Here is a 21989-nt window from a genome sequence, read left to right on the forward strand (position 1 = left end):
TTAGTTATTTCTTAGCAAAATTAATAAATTGTAACTCAATCAATCTTAAAAAAAAATGAAAGTCACAAAAAATGTATTGTTATGTTAGTTAGTATTATTTTTGTTGCTTCATGTAAATAAAAAAAGAAGCCTATGGCTAATATTAAAATTCCTGTTGCCAAAAAAGAACCTAAAGAGTTAGTTAAGCATAACGACGTTAGGATAGATAACTATTACTGGTTAAACAATAGAGAAGATAAAGAAGTAATTACATACTTAGAAGAAGAAAATACATATTATAATACTTTAACGGCGCATACTAAGGACTTTCAAGACGCTCTTTTTAGTGAAATGAAAGCTCGTATAAAAGAAGATGATGCTTCTGTGCCGTACAAGCTGAATGGTTACTGGTATGGTACTCGTTACCAGATAGGAAAAGAATACCCAATATACTCTAGGCGTAAAGGTGAAGAAAGCGCTCCTGAAGAAATTTTGTTTGACTGTAATGAGTTGGCAAAAGGAAGCGACTATTTTAATCTTAGCGGTGTAGCTATAAGTCCTAATAATAATTTAGCAGCTTATGGTGTAGACACCGTATCTAGAAGAGAATATACTATTAGAATAAAAAACTTAGAAACAGGTGAAATTTATGATGATGTTATAGAAAAAACTACAGGTAGTAGTGTGTGGGCGGCAGACAATAAAACATTGTTTTATACAAAGAAAGATTCTGTTACTTTAAGATCAGATAAAATATACAAGCATAAGTTAGGTACACCAACAGCAGAAGATGAATTAGTGTATCATGAGGAAGATGAAACGTTTAATACGTACATATATAAGACTAAATCTAAAAAGTTTATTATTATAGGTTCTTCTAGTACCTTAACGTCTGAGTATAGATTTATAGAGACAGATAATCCAGACTCTGAATTTAAGATTTTTTCTCCAAGAGAAAGAGGGTTAGAGTATTCTATAGCACATTATGGAAATCAGTTTTTTATATTAACAAATAAGGATAAAGCTTTTAATTTTAAGTTGATGAAATGCAATGATACCGCTACTGCATCTAACTTATGGGAAGAGTTTATACCACACAGAGCAGATGTATTACTTGAAGATTTAGATATTTTTAAAGATTATTACATTCTATCTGAAAGAGAAAATGGCTTAAATAATATAAAAATAGTTCGTTGGGACACTAACGAAGCATATTATTTGCCTTTTGAAGATGAGACATACACAGCTTATGTAGGGACTAACCCAGATTTTGATACTTCAATCTTAAGATACGGTTACAACTCTTTAACTACGCCAAGTTCTGTAATAGATTTTAATATGGATACTAAATCCAAAGAAATTAAAAAAGAGCAAGAGGTTTTAGGAGGTGTATTTAAAAAGGAGAACTATAAATCTGAGCGAATTTGGGCTACAGCTAGAGACGGTGTTAAAGTGCCAATGTCTATTGTATATCATAAAGACACAAAGTTAGATGGTAAAAGTCCTGTTTTACAATATGCATACGGTTCTTATGGATATACTATAGATCCTTATTTTTCTACAGTACGTTTAAGTTTGTTAGATAGAGGTTTTATTTATGCAATAACACATATACGTGGAGGTGAGTATTTAGGCAGAAAATGGTATGAGGATGGTAAACTTTTAAAAAAGACAAATACCTTTACAGACTTTGTAGATTGCTCTAAGCATTTAATTAATAATAATTATACTAGCAAAGAGCATTTGTATGCCTCTGGTGGCTCTGCAGGTGGTTTGTTAATGGGTGCAATAATTAATATGGCGCCAGAATTATATAATGGTATTATTGCAAGTGTACCTTTTGTAGATGTTGTTACTACTATGTTAGACGATTCTATACCACTAACTACGGGCGAGTACGACGAGTGGGGAAACCCTAACGATAAGGAATATTACGATTATATGAAGTCTTATTCTCCTTATGATAATGTTGTGGTACAAGACTACCCAACAATGTTAGTAACTACAGGTTTGCATGATTCGCAAGTACAATATTGGGAACCAGCAAAATGGGTAGCTAAATTAAGAGAATCTAAAACAGATACTAATTTATTGTTCTTAGATACTAATATGGATGCAGGTCACGGTGGGGCATCTGGTAGGTTCGAGGCTTTAAAAGAGGTTGCAAAAGAGTATGCCTTTTTAATAGATTTAGAAGGAAAAATCTCTAAGTAAAAAAAAATACTTAAATTTGTACCGTATTTGATAAGTAAACCAATATAAGCTTATCATATTATAACCAAATGCGCATGAAAAATAAAATTAATGCCTACAACAATGTTTTAGAGTTAATAGGTAATACTCCATTAATTAAAATTAATAATATTACTAGCTCCTTTAAAGGAGAATATTACGCTAAAGTAGAGGCTTTTAATCCAGGACATTCTGCAAAAGATAGAATAGCAATTCATATTATTGAAGAAGCAGAACGTAAAGGGATATTAAATGAGGACAGTACAATTATAGAAACTACATCTGGTAATACAGGTTTTAGTATCGCTATGGCAAGTATTGTAAAAGGTTACAAATGTATTTTAGCAGTAAGCTCTAAATCTTCTCCAGACAAAATAGATATGTTGCGCTCTATGGGTGCACAAGTATATGTTTGTCCTGCTCACGTTAGTGCAGATGATCCAAGATCTTATTACGAAGTTGCTAAAAGGTTGCACCAAGAAACAGAAGGTTCTATATACATTAATCAATACTTTAACGAGTTAAACAGACAAGCACATTACTTATCTACTGGTCCAGAAATTTGGGAACAGACAAATGGTAATATTACGCATCTAGTTGCTTGTAGTGGTACAGGAGGTACAATTTCTGGAACAGCTAAGTATTTAAAGGAGCAAAACCCTAATGTAAAAGTTATAGGTGTAGATGCTTTTGGATCTGTATTAAAGAAATATCATGAAACGCGTGAATTTGATGCTAATGAGATTTACCCATACCGCATAGAAGGTTTAGGTAAAAATCTTATACCAGGAGCAACAGATTTTGATACTATAGATAAATTTATAAAAGTTACTGATGAAGAAAGTGCACATACCGCAAGGGAAGTGTCTGGAACAGAAGGGCTTTTTGTTGGGTATACAAGTGGAGCTGCAATGCAAGCTGTAAAACAGTTATATGCAGAAGGTGAATTTGACGCTAATAGTAGAGTAGTGATTATATTTCCTGATCACGGTTCTAGATATATGAGTAAAATTTATAGTGATGAATGGATGGAGGCTCAAGGCTTTTTAAACGCTGTTAAGACAGAGGAAAAAGCAGAGATTCAATTTGTTAAGTAAAAAGGAAACTACAAAAAAATAAAAAAAGCAATGAATTTTAATTCATTGTTTTTTTTTGTTCATAAAATTGTTATGAAAACTTGCTGAAATTCTGTACTTTTGCAGACAGCCAAAATAGCTTAGATGAGAGATTTATTTGATAGAATACTAGCGAACAAAGGACCATTAGGAAAATGGGCATCGCAAGCAGAGGGATATTTTGTTTTCCCTAAATTAGAAGGAACCATTTCTAATAGGATGAAATTTCAAGGGAAGGAAGTAATTACTTGGAGTGTTAATGATTATTTAGGTTTAGCAAATCATCCAGAAGTTCGTAAAGTAGATGCGCAAGCAGCTGCAGATTACGGTTCTGCGTATCCAATGGGTGCACGTATGATGTCTGGACATACAGATTTACACGAGCAATTACAGAATGAGTTGGCTGCGTTTGTAAACAAAGAGTCAGCTTACCTTTTAAACTTTGGTTACCAAGGTATGGTATCTACTATAGATGCTTTGGTGTCTAAGGATGATATTATTGTTTATGATGTAGATTCTCATGCTTGTATTATAGACGGTGTTCGTCTGCATATGGGTAAACGTTTTACGTACAAGCATAACGATATAGAGAGTTTAGAGAAAAACTTAGAACGTGCTACTAAAATGGCAGAACAAACTGGCGGAGGTATTTTAGTTATCTCTGAAGGTGTTTTTGGTATGCGTGGTGAGCAAGGTAGATTAAAAGAAATAGTTGCTCTTAAGAAAAAGTTCAACTTTAGATTTTTAGTTGATGACGCTCACGGTTTTGGTACTTTAGGTAAAACTGGTGCTGGTGCTGGTGAAGAGCAAGGAATACAAGATGATATAGATGTATACTTTGCAACATTTGCTAAATCTTTAGCTAGTACAGGAGCATTTATAGCTGCAGATAAAGAAATTATAGATTATTTAAAATATAACTTACGTTCTCAAATGTTTGCAAAATCTTTGCAAATGCAACTTGTGGTAGGTGCTCTTAAGCGTTTAGATATGTTAAGAACTATGCCAGAGTTAAAGAACAAGCTTTGGGAAAATGTTAATGCATTACAAAGTGGTTTAAAAGAACGTGGTTTTGATATTGGAACTACAACTAGTTGTGTAACGCCGGTGTTTTTAAATGGTAGTATACCAGAAGCTATGGCTTTGGTTAGAGACTTAAGAGAAAATTATGGTATTTTCTGTTCTATAGTTGTATACCCTGTAATACCAAAAGGACTTATTTTATTAAGAATGATCCCTACAACTTCTCATACATTAGAAGATGTTAATGAAACTCTTATTGCTTTTGATGCAATACGTGAGCGTTTAACAAATGGTACATACAAAAGATTATCTGCCGCTGTTGCAGCTGCAATGGGAGAGTAAATATCTTTTATTACATATATTAAAAAAACCCAAGCTTATTAGCTTGGGTTTTTTATTTGGATTCTTTTATGTGGTAGTCAAATATTAGAATTTTTGACTATTAATTATTCGTTTTATATTCGCTTTTAAATCTTCGCCAGCATCATAAACCATTTGTTCGTTACTAGGGAACTGTACTGACTTTAAGCTTAGCATTGATATTAAATCGCTACTTAAAGCTCTTTTGTCTCCTCTGTAGTTTGCGTAATTATGTATAAAAGCAAATTCACTAGATAAAGGATACGAGTTTACTTGTTGCTGTGTTTTTAAATCAACATAACTAACAACACCTGTAACTTGTGCAGTCTTAGATTGTGTAAATTGATAAAAATTACAAGTAACAGTTTTAAATTTATCTGTTTTTACTTTGTTACCGTCTTCGTCTACTACAACTTGGCCGTCTTCATCTAAAACATATTTAAAACCATCTTTTACTTGTGTTTCTTTTACAAGTTCTTTTTCTCTTATTTGTTCTGGAGATATATTGATATCTCTAAAATCAACCTGCATTTCATAATCGTATGCAATATTATTTACAGGGCTTGTGTGGTACTCTGTCCATAAACTGTTAAGACCATATGTGTTAAAGTTAAGTAGGTCATCTTCTAGACGTACAGGAATAATTTTGTCTGTACTATTTACAAGTTTAACTTTTATATAGTCAATACCTTTACTGTGTGCTTCTTCAATTTTTACTCTAGAGTCTGCGTAATTAGGGCTTAGTTCATTTAAATAATTAAAATCGTCATAAGCTCTTCTGTAATCCTCTTTTTGTACAGCGTTAGCTAGTAAATTACTAGCGTTGCTATATAAGTATTCTGCTAATTGTTTTTTAGAGGATAAAATTTTATCGTCATAATTCTTAATATCAAACTTAGCATTTCTATTTTCTTCCGTAATTCTTAGGGGAAGTAATGGTTTTATTTGCTCTTGAATGTTTTTAAGTCTACTGTATGCGTTAAATATATTTTCGTAATTAGCCGCATTACCATCTTTTTTTAAGAATGTAATTTTGTTTAATTCTCTTTCTGTATTTTTCTTAAAAGCATCTTCTAATAAAGCTATATAAGGCTGATTACTTTTTTTAGTTTTATTTGCAGCTAAGTTTTTTACAGACGTTTGTATAACAGATATGTAATTACCCGTGTTTATGGCTTCCTGAGTTTTTTTAACTCCTCCACAGGATGCTAAAAATAAAGATACTGTGGTTAATAGTAGAAATTTTCTCATAACGTTTTGGTTTATTGTTGTAGGTATGTTTTCAATAGTCGTGCCAACATACAAAAGAGCAAACGTTATATGCTGCTCAATAGTATATTTTAAAGGGGTTTTTATACTTTTATTTTTTATTACAAATTATTTAAATAGTATTTTTATATTGATTTATAGTAAAATTACTGTACAATAAATCATCAATTTAAGCTTGTAAATTTGATAAAAAAATGATGTAAAAAAGAAAAATTCCTGTTAAGGAATTTTTCTAATCAATAGTATAAGGTATAATTTATTTTATAGTAACTGCAGGTAGTAATTTTGTGGAAACTTCTCCAAAACCAATACGAACCCCATCTTTAATACAAAAACCTCTTAATGTTACAGTATCATTGTCTTCAATAAATTTTCTAGTCTCACCATTAGCTAAAGGTACTGGCTTTGTACCTTGCCATGAAAGTTCTAACATAGAACCGTAAGAATCTGGAGTAGGACCAGAAATTGTTCCGCTACCCATCATGTCGCCACTATTTACTTTACAACCATTAATTGTATGGTGTGTTAATTGTTGTGCCATTGTCCAGTACATGTATTTAAAATTAGATTTAGATACAGTTGTTGGCTCTCCGTTTTCAGGTGTAATATCTACTTCTAAATTAATGTCAAAAGATTTACTTCCTTTTTGTTGTAGGTAAGGTAGAGGTGTAGGTTCTTGAACAGGGCTTTCTGTTCTGTATGGCTCTAAAGCATCTAAAGTTACAATCCAAGGAGAAATTGAAGAAGCAAAGTTTTTAGCCAAAAACGGACCTAGTGGTACATATTCCCATTTTTGAATATCTCTAGCGCTCCAGTCATTAAAAACAACCATACCAAAAATATAATCTTCAGCCTCCTCAATAGGTATTGGTTCTCCTAAAACGTTAGCATCTGTAGTTATAAAAGCTGTTTCTAGCTCAAAATCTACTAATCTAGAAGGTCCAAAAACAGGTGTTTCTGCTCCTTTAGGTAATGTTTGTCCGTTTGGTCTATGTACTGGTGTACCGCTAGGTATAATGGTAGAGCTTCTGCCGTGGTAACCTACTGGTATGTGTAGCCAGTTTGGCATTAGAGCATTTGCTGGGTCTCTAAACATAGTACCAACGTTAGTAGCGTGTTCTTTGCTAGAGTAAAAATCTGTATAATCGCCAATTAATACTGGCAATTGCATTTCTACTTCTTCCATAGTAAACAACACAATTTTTTTATGTTCTTCGTTATTTTGTAAAGCAGAATTGTTTATGTCAAAAATTTCGCTAATTCTATTACGAACTAAACGCCAAGTTTTTTTTCCGTCTGATATAAAATCATTTAAAGAATCTTGTAAAAAAATATCATCTGTTAACGGAATACCATCAAAATACCCTAATTGGTGCAGAGCACCTAAATCTATTGCATAGTTTCCTATACGAGTACCTATGGTAATAATATCGTCCCTAGTTAAAAATACACCGAAAGGAATATTCTGAATAGGAAAATCTGAATTTGAATCAACAGAAATCCAGGATTTTTTTGAAGGATCATTAGTTTTTATAGGCATATTGTACGTGTTAATTTAATTATGATAAATTTCTTTTCAAATATATTATTTTCTTCTGATTAAAGATTCTCAATTTGTATTTTTACACTTTATTAACGCAATAAAATATCTATGCAACGCGATAACCAAATTTTTGATTTAATTAATGACGAAAAAGAACGTCAATTAGAAGGAATAGAATTAATAGCTTCAGAGAATTTTACGAGTCCACAAGTTATGGAAGCGGCAGGCTCAGTGCTTACCAATAAGTATGCAGAAGGGTATCCTGGAAAGCGTTATTATGGTGGTTGCGAGGTTGTAGACCAAGTAGAGCAATTAGCTATAGATAGAGCTAAAGAACTTTTTGGAGCAGAATATGTTAATGTACAGCCGCATTCTGGTTCACAGGCCAATGCATCTGTCTACCACGCATGTTTAAAACCTGGAGATACTATTCTTGGTTTTGATTTATCTCACGGTGGACATTTAACTCATGGTTCTCCAGTAAATTTTTCAGGTCGTTTATATAACCCAGTTTTTTACGGGGTAGAAGAGCAGACAGGGGTTTTAAATTATGATAAAATACAAGAGATAGCAACAAAGGAAAAACCAAAAATGATTATTGCAGGTGCTTCTGCTTACTCTAGAGATATAGATTTTGAGCGTTTTAGAGTTATAGCGGATAGTGTTGGTGCTTTATTGTTGGCAGATATTTCTCATCCAGCAGGTTTAATAGCTAAAGGTATTTTAAACGATCCTATGCCACATTGCCATATAGTTACTACAACTACGCATAAAACATTACGTGGACCAAGAGGAGGAATGATAATGATGGGTAAAGATTTTGACAACCCATTTGGAATAACTCTAAAAAATGGAAACTTGCGTAAAATGTCTGCTTTATTAGATTTAGCAGTTTTTCCTGGGAATCAAGGTGGTCCTTTAGAGCATATTATAGCTGCTAAGGCTATTGCTTTTGGAGAAGCTTTAACTGATGAATATTTACATTATATGATTCAGGTTAAGAAGAATGCAGCAGCAATGGCAGCAGCATTTATGAAAAAAGATTATAAAATTATTTCTGGAGGTACAGATAATCATATGATGCTTATAGATCTTAGGAATAAAGATATTACTGGTAAAGATGCAGAAAAAGCATTGGTAAAAGCAGATATTACAGCAAATAAGAATATGGTTCCTTTTGATGATAAGTCTCCTTTTGTAACATCAGGTATTCGTTTTGGAACAGCAGCTATTACTACGCGTGGTCTTAAGGAAGAACATATGCAAACTATTGTTGATTTTGTAGATGCCGTAATTACTAATCCAGAAGATGAAGAAGTACTTGAAGAAATTAGAGAAAAAGTAAATGCTCTAATGGAAGGTAGAGCATTGTTTAACTAAGTTTTAAGCTTGTTACCGTTTTTATGGAAAACCTTTTTAAGGTTTTCCATAATTTTAAATATGATCTACCATAAATAAGTCCCCCTTATTTGTGGTATTATTACTAACATCATATATCACGGCATCTTCTTCGGACTCATAATAAAGTCCCCAGAATCCGAAGTAAGATTTTTCAGTTATATTGGTTAAGTCTATTTTATCTTCTGGTAAAAGAGGTAGATGTATCTCTGTTGGCAGCTCTAGTTTATCCGTCACTAAGTTGTCAATGTTGGTTACAAGTGTGTCCAGTATAGCGTCTAAACTATTTACAATGCTATTTTTACAGACCTTACTAATTATTATAGAGGTATCTGTTAAGTAAATTGCAAGTTCAGCTATATCTACAAATTGCTCTGTATTATTTCTTAAACTTTCTAAACTGCTATAAAATTCCTCTAGTCTTGAAGAATTTATATCTAATTTATCTTTTAACCAGTTAGAGTTATTGTAATAACAAACACCTTCTGATAGCCAAAAGTTAGATTGAAATTCTACGCCTATCTCTAGACTGTCTTGAGTGTTTTTTAGAACTCTAATAAGTACTCCAGAAAAATAGGCTTTTTCTAGTTTATTTCTAAAGATTTCTAATTGCTTTAAAACACTTTTTGGGACAGTATTAGAATAGCGAATTCCATTGTATTTTGATGGGTTAGTCATCATAGTATCAATTGTAGGTTATACTTAATACAAAACTATGGTGATTTTCCGAATTTAGATTACACGTAAACCTCAAATTTTATGAGGTTGTTATGTTTTAAAGGGGTTCAAATGTTAAAATTTAGAATGAAGCTTCTTTTTTCTGACTGTTTAATTATATAAAACCTCTTCTTTTAGCTTCATTTATTAGAGCTAAATCGTTCTCGTTTTCTATGTCAAAAATAAATTTTAACTTTCGTTTTCTGGTTTCAATTCCGGTTACAGAAAGATTTACATAATCTACAAGATCCTTGGTTTTTATTCCTAACGATAAACGGTAAAGAATTTCTTTATCATCTTCGTTAATCATAATATTGTTTGTCATTGTTTTTCTAAAAACATCAATAGCAGATTTAGAATAATATGTACTATCATTTAAGACGTTGTCTAGCGCTTTTTCTAGAACTTCATCATTAACTTCTGTTTTAACAATGTAACCATCTGGATTTACAGAAGAAAAAATATTGCTAATTCTTAGGCTATCGCTAAAAGAAGATTGGAATATTATTTTTGTTTTAGGTGATATTTCTCTTAGTAACATACCTAAGTTCTCACCGGTTTTATTTCCGTCTAAGTTTTCTTTGTCTGGCTTTTCTATCTGAATATCTAAAAAAGCAACATCAAAAATATTACTCTCTATAAGTTCTTTTGCTTTTTGATAGCTATTTGCTGTTGTTAGATTGATATTGTATTTAGCTGGATTTATATCAGCAAAAGTGTATTGATACCCTTTTAAAATAAGTTGATGGTCATCTACTGCTAATATTTTTAAGGTTCGCATATTATTTGAAACTTTGATCTTGTTTATGTAAGTAATATATTGTCGTTGTCTAAAGGAATGGTGATAGTAATTCTAGTTCCTTTGTTTATTTCGCTGCTAATTTGCACTTTAGCATTAATTTTATTGGCTCTAGAGTATATATTTTTGTGTCCTATTCCTTTTTTATTTTTTTGGAGGTTAAAACCTACGCCGTTATCAGATAAAATTACAGATAAATTTGAGTTCTTCATACTTAAATCTAATAAAATATTTTCAGCCTTAGAATATTTAACACAGTTTTGAACTCCTTCTTGTATCATTCTGTATAAATTAATCTTTATTTCGGCGTTTAAGTGATCCCAGTCTATATGCTTATCAAAATTAAAGTTGGTTTTAATGCTAGAAGCTTTGCTTGTGTTGTGTAATAACTCTATTAAAGAGTTTGTGAAGTTTTGCATTTTTTTAGAAGAAGAAGCACTAAGTGTGTGAGATATAGTTCTTATTTCTTCTGCTGTTTCTTGCAATTGTTTAATTAAATCTAAACGCTCAGCCATTGCCTCTTCATCTGCTCTTTTGTTGGTAGCTTTTAAAATTAGACCAATACCAGTTAAGCTACCAAGTACACCGTCATGAAGTTCTTGTGAAATTCTTAATTGTTCTTCTTGCTTGGCTTGGGCTAACTTTCCTTTTTGTGCAAGCATTAAATTAAAGGTTTCTAAATTGGTCTCTTGTTGTTCTTGTTCAAATTTTAATTTCTGATTTTTTAAATACTGACTACCAATTACAAAGATTGCGAAGGCTAATAATAGAGCGCCTATAACAAAAGAAATAAGCATTTGTTTTTGTTGTTCTAATACTTCTTTTTCTTCTATGACTTCATCGGTTTCATATTTTATTCTTGTAAACTTGTCTTGTAACAGGCGTTCTTCTGCAATTAAGCTATCATTAAGAACAATGTATTTGTGTGCGTAGGTACTTGCGTTAATAGGGTCTATTGTTGTTAAAATGTCATAAGCTTGTAATAGTCTTTTGTTATTTTTGTTTTGTAGTGAGTATTCTTCAGATTTTTTAGCATTTTCTAATGCTTTAGAAGTGTCTTTTTTTAGAATATAAAATTCTGCTAAATTAAAATGGCTTATGGCTAAACCAGAAATATCATTTAAGCTATCTCTTAACTTTAAAGAGTAGAGTAGTTGGTTTTCTACATTAGTAGTGTCACCAGATTTTAACTTTGTATAAGCAAGGTTATCTAGTACCTTAGCGTAAAATGTTGTTTTGTTTTCAAATAAACTATCTACTTCTAATATTTTTTTATAATTTTTAATAGCACTTTTATAGTCTCCTTTATCTCTGTAGACATTCGCAATGTTATTAACTACAGAGGTATTTATTGTGTTGTTTGGTTTGTATTTTTTGTAGTATTCAAGTGCCTTGTCATAATATCCTAGTGCCCTGTCATGCTCTTTTAGTGCATTTGTTACGGATCCTAAGTTGTTATAGCTGTGGTATAAGTTTTTGTCTTCTCCTTCTAAGGTTTTATATATTTCAATAGCTTTAATGGTTGATATTTCACTTCCTCTGTAGTCTTTTACATTAGATTGAAGCAAAGCTAAAGACCTTAAAATGTCTCCTTCTTTTTTTTCGTTTTTTTGCAACTTTAAAATTTTCTGAGCTTTTAAATAGTAAAAAAAACTACTGTCTATTTTTGATTTAGTTTGAAAAAAATAGGCTAAATCCCAATAAGCGTATGCCAATAGAGTTGAGTCGTTCTGACTGTGAGATAAATCAATTACTTTTTTATTTGTTTCTCTAAATTTTACAGAATCTTTTTGATTTAGATATGTATAAGCAAGAGATTGTAGTTGTCTTCTGTGTATGGAGTCCTTTTTGTTTTGTAATAGGTTTATGGTGTCGTTTGTTTTTTGCTGATATTTTGTGTTTTCTGCAGAACTACTTTTCTCTTTTTCATTGGTACACGAAGAGATTATAACAATTAAAATTAGAAGAGTGAAAAATTTTTGCACGTAGATTTGGTTTAAGGAAACACCAAGGTATAAAAAAAGCCTTAAATGTTAAATTTAAGGCTTATAAATATTTTATTTTTTATTGTATATGTATTCTAATTTGGGAGTTAGTTTACTGCGCCACCACTACCTTTAGGAGCTTCAACCTCATCATCATCAGTAGCAATTGCTCCACCACTACCTTTAGGAGCTTCAACTTCATCGTCATCCGTAGCAACTGCTCCACCACTACCTTTAGGAGCTTCAACTTCATCGTCATCCGTAGCAATTGCTCCACCACTACCTTTAGGAGCTTCAACTTCATCGTCATCAGTAGCGTTTACATTTTCGTATAAGGCATCATTAGAGTTGGTGTCTACATCACAAGAGAATAATAATAGACTAAAAATAAACATCGCAAGCAGGTTAATTAAATTTTTCATAATCATTTTTTTGGTTAAATTATTTTATTGCTTTGCTAAAGTATAATTATTCACTTATAAAAAAAGTAAGAATTTATTTCTTTTAGTATGTGGCCAGCTTCTGATAGTGATTATATTGTTTCTGATAGTATTTAGTTAATTTTGTGTGGAAATTGCATTTTTCGCCATCTTGTTTTTTAATTTGTCTATGTTTTCTTTGTAGGACTTGGAGAAAGGGAGTTGAAGATCTGATCTTTTTATATTACAAATACTTTTTCCATAGTTAATTCTAGATACATACTCTGTATTTAAAATGTAGCTTTGATGTATTCTTATAAAGTTTTCTGGCAATTTATTTTCAAATGTTTTTAATGTTTTAAAAGCACTAATTTTTTTTCCATTATTTAAAAATAAATCTGTGGCATTATTATCTGCTTTTAGGTATAGAATTTCTGAAGTGTCTATGTATTGATAATCTTTATAAGATTGTAAACAAAGAGTAGGTGTTGTTTCTTTTTTAGGAGTTTGTTTTCTTATTTTAAAAACAGCTTTTCTAATATCAAACTCATTATAAGGTAGTAGCCAGTAGTCAAAAAAACCATTTTTAATTGCATCATAGGCATAATCTTTAGAGGTGCTAACGCCTATAATTAAAGGAATTTGATCAATATATTGGTGTAAGTCAGAAACCATTTGAAAGTACTCTCTTGTGTTTTTCTGTAAATCAACAAAAATGATATCTGGACTGTATTTTAAAATACTGTTTAAAGCAACGTTAGAATTTTCTGAAATATCTACACAAGAAAAGTCGTTGTATTCTTCTAAAAAATGCTGTAATTGCAGATTAGAAGAAGCAGAGTTTCCTATAATAATATATGAATAATTCATTTCAAACGTTCTCAGTATAAAACTAAGCATAGATTATTGAAACATATTATAGGTAAACCTCTAATTTTTTGTGGTTTTAAGTGTTAAAATATTGATTTTTATCTGTTTTAGGGATAAAATCTTACATTTTTAAAAGAAATTAGATTAATTAGTTGTTGGGTGTAAACTCATAAGCACCAATATCTGGAGAGATTGTTCTATTATTCCCTTTAATGTCTAATGGTGTTTTAAGAGCATTATTTTTATCTGCGTTATCTATTGCAACAGAGTTATTCTGGATTTTAAAGCTATTTTTCAGAGGATTTGCAAAAGCTGTTTCTGCTGAGATATAGGGAAGTGTATAATGTAATTCATCTTTAAAATTATAAAGGTTGCTTGTTACTTTGGTGTCAAATTTTATAATACAATTTGTAAACTTAAAGCTTAGTGGGCTAGACGGAGATTCTATTAAAAGTAGTTCATTGGTTGCGTTGCCATCTATAATACTGTTTGTAAAGTTTACCTCTAATGTATTTGCTGTGTTATTAGTAGAGGTGTTATTAATTTGTAAAGCTGTACCTGTACGGTATGTTCTAGACCAGTAATTAGCAATTGTAGTGTGATTAAAATTATAGGTACCAGCTTGTTTTAATTGTAATGATGCGTAGCCAGCATTTGCAATTACACAATTATAGGCTTCAATATTAGAGTTTAGTGCATAAATATTAGTTTGTAGGCTATTGTATATTTGTGTGTTGCTAAGGGTTAGGGTAGTGGTGTTGCTTTCTCTTTTTCCATTGATATAAATACCAATGCTTGCGTTTTTTATAGTAGCGTAGTTTATGGTGTTATTTGTACTTCCTTTTTCTATCCAAAGACCGTCCCATTGTCCGGCTACATTTGTATAAGAAGGCTCTAATCTATCTGCTTCAAAAAGAACTTCATTTTCTAATAAATTCTCGTCTGCACTAAGTTTTCCGTTAACTTGTATGCTTGCATTGTCTTTTATTAGTATGCCAGAATTTTTATGAAAATAGATTCTTGCGCCAGCATCTATTATTAAAGTCTCATTTTTGGGAACGGTAGCATAGCCGTAAATTACATATGGTTTACTTGCTGTAAAATGTAAATTATCTTCTTTTAGTGTAAACCCATCTTTTGTTAGTTCTTCGTTGCTTTCTTCTAATGTTAAAACAATAGTCTCTGTGGTGCCATTTTCAAACTTGGTAGGAAACAAAAAAATAGCATCTTTTACTAAGCTTACAAGTTCAACTTTTTGTGTGTTACTGCCACTATCAAATAAAATAGCATCGGTATATAAAAAATCTGAAACTTTAGTATTTGGCACATTTATCTCTACAAAGATATAAAGACTGTCTTTTGCATAAAGAGGAGTATTGGTAAAACTTTCGCCAGCTTGTCCGTCTACATTTAGCTTATAATAACTATTAGCACCTTTTGCTAGTTTTATTGTGGGTATTTGTAAATCTGTATTACTTTTATTGTAAACTTTAAAACCGTAAGTACTGCTATTTATAGTAGAGAAAACAGTATCTAAGTAAACTGTGTCTTTAGAGAAAGATAAATTACCAGTGCTATCTTCAAAATTAAAATCTTTACGACAAGAACTCCCTAAAATAACAAAGAATATAATTGCTATATATAATAAGGAGTGCATTTTCATTTTTAAGTATAAACTAGTCTATAAAAATATTCTTGATTTCTTCTGAAACTCTTATTGGTCTTAAACTTTTAGAGTTTAGTAGGCACCATTCTGTTTTAGCTTTTAAAATAATCTTATTGGTTAACGAGTTGCGCATTTCTACGATACGAACTGAAATTGCTCCTTCAGACTTTTTAATATATGTTTTAACTTTAATAATGTCGTCTAGTATAGCTGCAGCTTTATATTCTAAAAAATGCGTACTAACAACCCACATATGGTTTTCTTGTACTTCTTTGCTAGCAGATGCTTGCCAATGTTCTTTGGATATATCTTGTACCCATTGTAGGTATCTAACATTGTTTACATGATTTAGATCGTCTAAATCATCTGCTGTTACTGTAATAGTTTTGTGGTAGACTTTCAATGTCTTACTTTTTTATAATATTAACCTCAAACATCTTATCCCAGTTTTTACCCGTTACAAAAAATGTTTTGGTAGTAGGGTTGTAAGCAATGCCATTTAATACATCTACATTGTCTGTTTTTGTAACCTTGTCCTTAAGTCCGTTAAAGTTAATAATACCTTCTACTACGCCGCTTTCTGGGTTTATAATTACAGCAACATCCTGGCCAGACTGCCAAGTATTGGCGTAGATTTTACCATCTACGTATTCTAGTTCATTAATTTTAACTAGCTTTTTACTATTTGTATATATTTCTATAGCGCTTTCTTCTATTAATGTTTCTGGATTTAATGTCCATATTTTTTCAGACCCATCACTCTTGTATAATTTTTCTCCATCATTACAAAATCCCCAGCCTTCTTTACTTTTTCCGTAGGTAAACTGGTCTATTTCTTTAAATGTATTTGCGTCATAAACAAAGCCAATATTGCTTTGCCAAGTAAGTTGGTATATCTTATTATTTAAAATAGTAATACCTTCTCCAAATTGGGTGTTTTTTAATTTATGTTCTTTATAAACTGTGCCAGTTTTGTAGTCTAGCTTAACTAAAACAGATTTTCCTCTTTTTCCAGTTCCTTCGTACAAAGTATCTTTATGGAACTCTAAGCCTTGGGTAAAGTAATTTGGATTGTGTGGGTATTCGTTAATTACTTCGTAACTATATATGCTTGGAGATTTAGATGCAAAAACAATAATTTTTTTAGAAACCTCAGCTACAGTATCATCATATTTAACTTCTGCAGTAATAGTTTTGCTACCAACTTTAGGTACGTCTAAAACTAATTTGTTGTCTTTTATATCAATTTTCTCACCATCTATAGAATAGGTAATACTATTAATAGTCTTGTTTTTTTTGTTTTTTAGGTTGATATCTACCGTTTCATTTTGGTGAAATTTGGCATTTTTACCTGAAATCTGTATTTCAAACAAGCTTGAAGCAGGAGTATTTGCTCCTCCGCAAGAAGCTAGTAAAATAGTTAGTGCGCTGTAAGTTAAAAACTTAAGTGTTTTCATAATAGTAGTGTTATTCCTAAGCAAGGTATTTAATAAAAATTAGATAGAAAAATGATTGCGTCAAATTTAAAAGATTGTATATTTGCAGCGGCAAGTCCTACACGACCAGCTCCTGTTTAATCCCCCAGGGTGGGAACGCAGCAAGGGTACACGGTTGAGCGGTGCGATGTAGGTAGCTTGCCATTTTTTATGCGCTAAATTTAGCAGAGCATAATTTCCACCATCCTTTATTTATTTGTTAATTTGCACTCATAATTATCTACAATAATATGAGTAAAAAAGTAGTCTTAATAACAGGCGGTTCTTCAGGTATAGGAAAATCTATTGGTATATATTTAACTGCACAAGGCTATAAGGTTTACGGCACTACGCGTAACAAGGCAAAATATCCAAATTTTAACGATTTTAATTTAGTAGAACTAGATGTTAGAAAAACAGAAACTATAGCGCAAGCTGTATCTTATGTTGTAGCGCAAGAAGGTTCTATAGATGTTTTGGTAAACAATGCAGGTGTTGGTATTACCGGTCCAATAGAGGAAACTCCAGACGAGGAAATTGTAAATGCATTTAATATCAACTTAAATGGCCCAATACATTTAATGAAAGCCGTTTTGCCGCAAATGAGAAAGCAAAAAAACGGACTTATAATCAATATTACATCTATTGCTGGTTATATGGGGTTACCTTATAGAGGTATTTATTCCGCTAGTAAAGGAGCTTTAGAGCTTGTGGTAGAGGCAATGCGTATGGAGGTAAAAGATTTTGGAGTACATATTACAACTGTGGCACCAGGAGACTTTGCTACTAATATAGCTTCTGGTAGATATCACGCACCTCTTTTAGAAGATTCAGCATACAAAATACCTTACGGCAATACGTTGCAGGTAATGAATGAACACGTAGATTCTGGTGAAGATCCAATACAGGTTGCAAAAATGGTATTTAAAATAATGAATACTAAAAAGCCCAAAGTACATTATAGAGTAGGGGCTTTTATGCAGAAATTTTCGTTGTTTTTAAAGAAAATTTTACCAGATAAAACATATGAAAAATTATTATTGAACCATTACAAGTTGTAGTTTTGTACAAATTGTAAAATAGGCTGATTAACAACCATATTTATTTAAAACATAATTTTTAAAATAACAGAAGATGAAATTTTTTATTGACACAGCAAATTTGGCACAAATCAAAGAAGCACAAGAATTAGGTGTTTTGGATGGTGTAACAACTAACCCTTCTTTAATGGCCAAAGAGGGCATTACAGGTAGAGATAATATTTTAAAACATTATGTAGATATCTGCAACATTGTAGATGGTGATGTTTCTGCAGAAGTTATTGCTACGGAGTACGATGCAATGATAAAAGAAGGTGAAGAGTTAGCAGAATTGCATGAGCAAATTGTTGTTAAATTACCAATGATAAAAGACGGTATTAAAGCTTGTAAATATTTTTCTGATAAAGGAATAAGAACTAATGTAACTTTAGTTTTTTCTGCAGGTCAGGCTTTATTAGCAGCTAAAGCAGGTGCTACTTACGTTTCTCCTTTTATTGGTAGATTAGATGATATTTCTACAGATGGTTTAAACCTTATTGCAGAAATTAGACATATCTATGATAACTATGGTTTTGCTACGGAGATTTTAGCTGCATCTGTTAGACACACAATGCATGTTATAAACTGTGCTAAAATTGGTGCAGATGTAATGACAGGGCCTTTATCCTCTATTGAAGGATTGTTAAAACACCCTTTAACTGATAGTGGTTTAGCTAAGTTTTTAGAAGATTATAAAAAAGGAAACTAAGTTTCTTTTTACTGTATAAAAAAAATCCCCTAGAATTTATTCTAGGGGATTTTTTGTGTTTATATGTCAGTTTTGTTATTTATTGTAATTACCATATATGTTAGCAAAACCATCTATAATTTTACCATTGTCTGTAATTACAGCTCTGTTTAGTTTTCCGTTAATAATTAATATATTATTTAACTTTTTAAGATCTTCTGCTCTGTATTGTGTTTTCTGGTCTAAGTTATTAGATTTTACAATGTCTTTCCAGTTCTTTTCATCTGTACGTAGACTAATTCCAATATAAGTGTACTTATTGTTTGGATTTTCTTTTAGCTGATTTACACGATTTGTAATGTGTCTAAAATGTACATTGTTCTCACCCATCCAAAAATAGAAGACAACATTCTTGTGTGCTTTACTAATATCTTCTAATGATTTTTTTTCGCCATCTACATTGTGTATGTAAATTTTTGGTAGTACTAAATTAGGTTGTAAATTTTTGATGCTCTTGTATAAAGAGTCTATTTCGCCAATATGTTTGTTATTACTTGCTACTTTGTGTAAGTCTTTCATGAAAATGGTATTATTTTCATAAGTATCATCAGAACGCAGTAAGTAGTTCAATGCTACATTTCTAATTAAGTTGTCTTTTAGGTTTTTTTCGCCAACCATACTATCTATTAAAGTAATTTGGTGCTCATTAAAATGTAATTGATTGATGTAAAAACTTCCATTAACCTCACAACCTTCTTTACAATTTATATAAGACATACCACCAAAGTGTTGCTTCATAAAATTATAATACGGTGTTATATAAGTATAATTAGGATTGTTGTATGTCAACTCTTTTCTATAGTTGTAAAAACCTTCTGGAGGCTGCATTAAAGCTTTTTCCTTTACGGCTCTTCTGTGTTTAAAAGGATATTTTTCTTTGTATAAATAGGTAGTGTAGTCAATACCTGTTTTTGCAATACGTACAGCATTGTCAGTTAAAGAAGCTTCTGTTTTAAGGGTGTTAAGTAAGTCTATTTTTTTATCATGTAAAGAGTCAACCTTTTTGCTAAACTCATTAGGATTTAAAAAATACATTTTTTCTACAATGTTTAACTCTTCATCTTCATGAGTTAAAAACATTTCGAGTAAAAAATTGTTTATCTCTTGTCCTTTTCCATCAAAAACTAGTGACTCATCAAAATCAACTGTATTTACTCTTATCAAAAGGCTGTCACCTTTTTCTAAATAAATATATTGCACTTCTTCGTGTCCAAAGTGGTATAAGCCTTCCTCGGCAGAAGAGTCTAACTCAAAAGCAAACCTATTATTACTGTCTAATTTACTAGAACAAACCTTACGATCATCTTTATAAAGAATAACGCTATCGTTTTTTGGGTTTACAATTTCACCAGCAAAGTATATGTATGGGGAGTTTTTTTTATTCTCACCACAACTAAATAAAAAAGTAATGGAAAGAAAGAGTAAAAATTTATTCATATAATATATAGCTAACGTTACACACAAATTTAATGAACCTAAGGGTGTACTATTGTTAATGTGTCGTTAAAATAATTATTAGAAAGATAAAATAGCTATTTTATTGGTTGAAATGTATTGGTTTAAGGGTTTAAAATTCACTATTTTTGCACAAATTTTAAAATTAAAATATGCTATCAGTATCTAATTTATCTGTTCAATTTGGTAAAAGAATTCTTTTTGATGATGTTAACGTAAGTTTTACTCAAGGAAATTGTTATGGTATAATTGGTGCCAACGGTGCTGGTAAATCTACCTTTTTAAAAATATTATCTGGGCAAATAGACGCTACCTCTGGTCACGTGCATTTGGAGCCAGGAAAAAGAATGTCTATTCTTGAGCAGAACCACAATGCTTATGATGAATCTACTGTTCTAGAAACAGTGGTAATGGGGAATAAGCCATTATATACAATTAAGAAAGAAATTGATGCTCTTTATGCAGATTATGACGATGCAAATGCAGACAGAATAGGAGAGTTGCAAGTTTTGTTTGAAGAAATGGATGGTTGGAATACAGACAGTGCAGCAGCAACAATGTTGTCAAATTTAGGTATTTCAGAAGAGTTTCATTTTACTTTAATGGGCGATTTAGATTCTAAACTAAAGGTAAGAGTTTTACTTGCACAAGCACTTTTTGGTAGTCCAGATGTATTAATTATGGATGAGCCTACGAACGACTTGGATTACGAAACAATAAACTGGTTAGAGCGTTTCTTGGCTGGTTATGATAATACAGTAATAGTAGTATCTCACGATAGACACTTTTTAGATGCGGTTTGTACTTCTATTGGTGATATAGATTTTGGCAAGCTTAATATATACTCTGGTAACTACACATTCTGGTACGAGAGTAGTCAGCTTGCAGCAAGACAAAGAGCTCAACAAAATAAAAAAGCAGAAGACAAAGCAAAGGAGCTTCAGGAATTTATTATGCGTTTTAGTGCTAACGTTGCAAAAAGTAAACAAGCAACATCTAGAAAAAAAATGCTTTCTAAATTAAAAATAGATGATATTAAACCATCTAGTAGAAGGTATCCTGCTATTATTTTTGAAAGAGAAAGAGAAGCAGGAGATCAGATATTAAATGTAGAAAATCTTTCTGCAACATCTGAAGATGGAGATTTGCTTTTTAAAGACCTTAGTTTAAACTTAGCAAAAGGAGATAAGGTTGCAATAATCTCTAAAGATTCTAGAGCAACTAGTGCTTTTTATGAAATTATAAACGATAATAAAAAAGCTACTTCAGGAGAATTTAAATGGGGTGTTACAACATCGCAATCTTACTTGCCAGCAGATAACTCGGACTTTTTTAATAAGCCAATTAACTTGGTAGATTGGTTACGTCAATGGGCAACAACAGAAGAGGAAAGAGAAGAGGTACATATTAGAGGTTTTCTAGGTAAAATGCTTTTTAGTGGTGAAGAAGGATTAAAAAAATGCACAGTACTTTCTGGAGGAGAAAAAGTAAGATGTATGCTTAGTAGAATGATGATGATGAGGGCTAACGTGCTTATGTTAGATGAGCCTACAAACCACTTAGACTTAGAGAGTATTACAGCATTTAACAACTCGTTAAAGAACTTTAAAGGAACAGTGTTGTTTACAACGCATGATCACGAATTTGCAAATACAGTAGCAGATAGAGTAATAGAGTTAACACCAAATGGATCTATAGATAGATACATTACTTTTGATGAATATATGTCTGATAAGTCTATAAAAGAACAAAGACAAAAATTATACGAATCTTAATTTAAGGTTATTTTATCGATAAAATACCTATTTTATAGTTGTACGTACAGTAAAAGTTGTATATTGTCGGTGAACTTATGCA

Annotated in this window: 18 protein-coding genes and 1 other RNA gene; 8 read left to right on the forward strand and 11 right to left on the reverse strand. The window is 31.4% G+C overall.

Annotation, left to right across the window (positions count from 1 at the left end; translation table 11 throughout):
• Positions 1 to 132 precede the first annotated feature (132 nt).
• From BT107_RS01385 to capB, 3 genes are all read left to right on the forward strand, one after another.
• Positions 133 to 2193, forward strand: a complete 2061-nt coding sequence (locus BT107_RS01385; RefSeq protein ID WP_072301967.1) for a S9 family peptidase — start codon at positions 133 to 135, stop codon at positions 2191 to 2193.
• Positions 2194 to 2267: 74 nt separating this feature from the next.
• Complete coding sequence (capA, locus tag BT107_RS01390; protein WP_072301968.1) at positions 2268 to 3308, forward strand: cysteate synthase; 1041 nt, start codon at positions 2268 to 2270, stop codon at positions 3306 to 3308.
• A gap of 123 nt (positions 3309 to 3431) precedes the next feature.
• Positions 3432 to 4691, forward strand: a complete 1260-nt coding sequence (gene capB, locus BT107_RS01395; RefSeq protein WP_072301969.1) for a cysteate-C-fatty acyltransferase — start codon at positions 3432 to 3434, stop codon at positions 4689 to 4691.
• Positions 4692 to 4775: 84 nt separating this feature from the next.
• Here the strand turns inward: capB and BT107_RS01400 are convergent, their stop codons facing one another.
• Positions 4776 to 5960, reverse strand: a complete 1185-nt coding sequence (locus BT107_RS01400; RefSeq protein ID WP_072302878.1) for a hypothetical protein — start codon at positions 5958 to 5960, stop codon at positions 4776 to 4778.
• A 274-nt stretch (positions 5961 to 6234) separates the two neighbouring features.
• Positions 6235 to 7518, reverse strand: coding sequence for a fumarylacetoacetase (gene fahA / locus BT107_RS01405; protein WP_072301970.1), 1284 nt, complete (start codon positions 7516 to 7518; stop codon positions 6235 to 6237).
• Positions 7519 to 7629: 111 nt separating this feature from the next.
• Between fahA and glyA the strand changes: the two genes are divergently transcribed.
• Positions 7630 to 8901, forward strand: coding sequence for a serine hydroxymethyltransferase (gene glyA / locus BT107_RS01410; RefSeq protein WP_072301971.1), 1272 nt, complete (start codon positions 7630 to 7632; stop codon positions 8899 to 8901).
• Between the two features lie 54 nt (positions 8902 to 8955).
• Here the strand turns inward: glyA and BT107_RS01415 are convergent, their stop codons facing one another.
• The 8 genes from BT107_RS01415 to BT107_RS01450 form a co-directional block, all read right to left on the reverse strand.
• Complete coding sequence (locus tag BT107_RS01415; protein ID WP_139254258.1) at positions 8956 to 9600, reverse strand: hypothetical protein; 645 nt, start codon at positions 9598 to 9600, stop codon at positions 8956 to 8958.
• A gap of 151 nt (positions 9601 to 9751) precedes the next feature.
• Positions 9752 to 10417: a response regulator gene (locus BT107_RS01420; protein WP_072301973.1), complete on the reverse strand. Its 666-nt coding sequence runs from the start codon at positions 10415 to 10417 to the stop codon at positions 9752 to 9754.
• Between the two features lie 23 nt (positions 10418 to 10440).
• The gene (locus tag BT107_RS01425; RefSeq protein ID WP_072301974.1) at positions 10441 to 12420 is read right to left on the reverse strand and encodes a tetratricopeptide repeat protein; all 1980 of its coding nucleotides are present in this window, start codon (positions 12418 to 12420) and stop codon (positions 10441 to 10443) included.
• Between the two features lie 107 nt (positions 12421 to 12527).
• Positions 12528 to 12842, reverse strand: coding sequence for a hypothetical protein (locus BT107_RS01430; RefSeq protein WP_072301975.1), 315 nt, complete (start codon positions 12840 to 12842; stop codon positions 12528 to 12530).
• A 135-nt stretch (positions 12843 to 12977) separates the two neighbouring features.
• Positions 12978 to 13709 carry a LytR/AlgR family response regulator transcription factor gene (locus tag BT107_RS01435; protein ID WP_072301976.1) on the reverse strand — a complete coding sequence of 244 codons (732 nt, stop codon included), beginning with the start codon at positions 13707 to 13709 and terminating at the stop codon, positions 12978 to 12980.
• A 148-nt stretch (positions 13710 to 13857) separates the two neighbouring features.
• A complete protein-coding gene (locus tag BT107_RS01440; RefSeq protein ID WP_244543087.1) occupies positions 13858 to 15372 on the reverse strand; it encodes a choice-of-anchor Q domain-containing protein in 1515 nt (504 codons plus the stop codon).
• Between the two features lie 13 nt (positions 15373 to 15385).
• Positions 15386 to 15778: an acyl-CoA thioesterase gene (locus BT107_RS01445; RefSeq protein WP_072301977.1), complete on the reverse strand. Its 393-nt coding sequence runs from the start codon at positions 15776 to 15778 to the stop codon at positions 15386 to 15388.
• Between the two features lie 4 nt (positions 15779 to 15782).
• The gene (locus BT107_RS01450; RefSeq protein ID WP_072301978.1) at positions 15783 to 16832 is read right to left on the reverse strand and encodes a glutaminyl-peptide cyclotransferase; all 1050 of its coding nucleotides are present in this window, start codon (positions 16830 to 16832) and stop codon (positions 15783 to 15785) included.
• 88 nt (positions 16833 to 16920) lie between these two features.
• On the opposite strand from BT107_RS01450, the gene ffs reads away from it, so the two are divergent.
• From ffs to fsa, 3 genes are all read left to right on the forward strand, one after another.
• Positions 16921 to 17018: signal recognition particle sRNA small type (gene ffs / locus BT107_RS01455), an RNA gene on the forward strand.
• A gap of 83 nt (positions 17019 to 17101) precedes the next feature.
• Positions 17102 to 17911: an SDR family oxidoreductase gene (locus tag BT107_RS01460; protein WP_072301979.1), complete on the forward strand. Its 810-nt coding sequence runs from the start codon at positions 17102 to 17104 to the stop codon at positions 17909 to 17911.
• Between the two features lie 73 nt (positions 17912 to 17984).
• Entirely contained in the window at positions 17985 to 18638 is a 654-nt protein-coding gene (gene fsa / locus BT107_RS01465) for a fructose-6-phosphate aldolase (protein WP_072301980.1), read from the forward strand.
• 75 nt (positions 18639 to 18713) lie between these two features.
• Here the strand turns inward: fsa and BT107_RS01470 are convergent, their stop codons facing one another.
• On the reverse strand, positions 18714 to 20114 hold the full coding sequence (locus tag BT107_RS01470; RefSeq protein ID WP_072301981.1) for a hypothetical protein: 1401 nt from the start codon (positions 20112 to 20114) through the stop codon (positions 18714 to 18716).
• A gap of 170 nt (positions 20115 to 20284) precedes the next feature.
• Between BT107_RS01470 and BT107_RS01475 the strand changes: the two genes are divergently transcribed.
• A complete protein-coding gene (locus BT107_RS01475; protein WP_072301982.1) occupies positions 20285 to 21907 on the forward strand; it encodes an ABC-F family ATP-binding cassette domain-containing protein in 1623 nt (540 codons plus the stop codon).
• The last annotated feature ends 82 nt before the right edge of the window (positions 21908 to 21989 follow it).

The sequence above is a fragment of the Cellulophaga fucicola genome (genome assembly GCF_900119145.1).
GTDB lineage: Bacteria > Bacteroidota > Bacteroidia > Flavobacteriales > Flavobacteriaceae > Cellulophaga > Cellulophaga fucicola.

Coding starts and splice junctions, on each gene's coding strand:
- BT107_RS01385 (WP_072301967.1), top strand. CDS start 133: ATGGCTAATATTAAAATTCCTGTTGCCAAAAAAGAACCTAAAGAGTTA.
- capA (WP_072301968.1), top strand. CDS start 2,268: ATGAAAAATAAAATTAATGCCTACAACAATGTTTTAGAGTTAATAGGT.
- capB (WP_072301969.1), top strand. CDS start 3,432: ATGAGAGATTTATTTGATAGAATACTAGCGAACAAAGGACCATTAGGA.
- BT107_RS01400 (WP_072302878.1), bottom strand. CDS start 5,960: ATGAGAAAATTTCTACTATTAACCACAGTATCTTTATTTTTAGCATCC.
- fahA (WP_072301970.1), bottom strand. CDS start 7,518: ATGCCTATAAAAACTAATGATCCTTCAAAAAAATCCTGGATTTCTGTT.
- glyA (WP_072301971.1), top strand. CDS start 7,630: ATGCAACGCGATAACCAAATTTTTGATTTAATTAATGACGAAAAAGAA.
- BT107_RS01415 (WP_139254258.1), bottom strand. CDS start 9,600: ATGATGACTAACCCATCAAAATACAATGGAATTCGCTATTCTAATACT.
- BT107_RS01420 (WP_072301973.1), bottom strand. CDS start 10,417: ATGCGAACCTTAAAAATATTAGCAGTAGATGACCATCAACTTATTTTA.
- BT107_RS01430 (WP_072301975.1), bottom strand. CDS start 12,842: ATGAAAAATTTAATTAACCTGCTTGCGATGTTTATTTTTAGTCTATTA.
- BT107_RS01435 (WP_072301976.1), bottom strand. CDS start 13,709: ATGAATTATTCATATATTATTATAGGAAACTCTGCTTCTTCTAATCTG.
- BT107_RS01440 (WP_244543087.1), bottom strand. CDS start 15,372: ATGAAAATGCACTCCTTATTATATATAGCAATTATATTCTTTGTTATT.
- BT107_RS01450 (WP_072301978.1), bottom strand. CDS start 16,832: ATGAAAACACTTAAGTTTTTAACTTACAGCGCACTAACTATTTTACTA.
- BT107_RS01460 (WP_072301979.1), top strand. CDS start 17,102: ATGAGTAAAAAAGTAGTCTTAATAACAGGCGGTTCTTCAGGTATAGGA.
- fsa (WP_072301980.1), top strand. CDS start 17,985: ATGAAATTTTTTATTGACACAGCAAATTTGGCACAAATCAAAGAAGCA.
- BT107_RS01470 (WP_072301981.1), bottom strand. CDS start 20,114: ATGAATAAATTTTTACTCTTTCTTTCCATTACTTTTTTATTTAGTTGT.
- BT107_RS01475 (WP_072301982.1), top strand. CDS start 20,285: ATGCTATCAGTATCTAATTTATCTGTTCAATTTGGTAAAAGAATTCTT.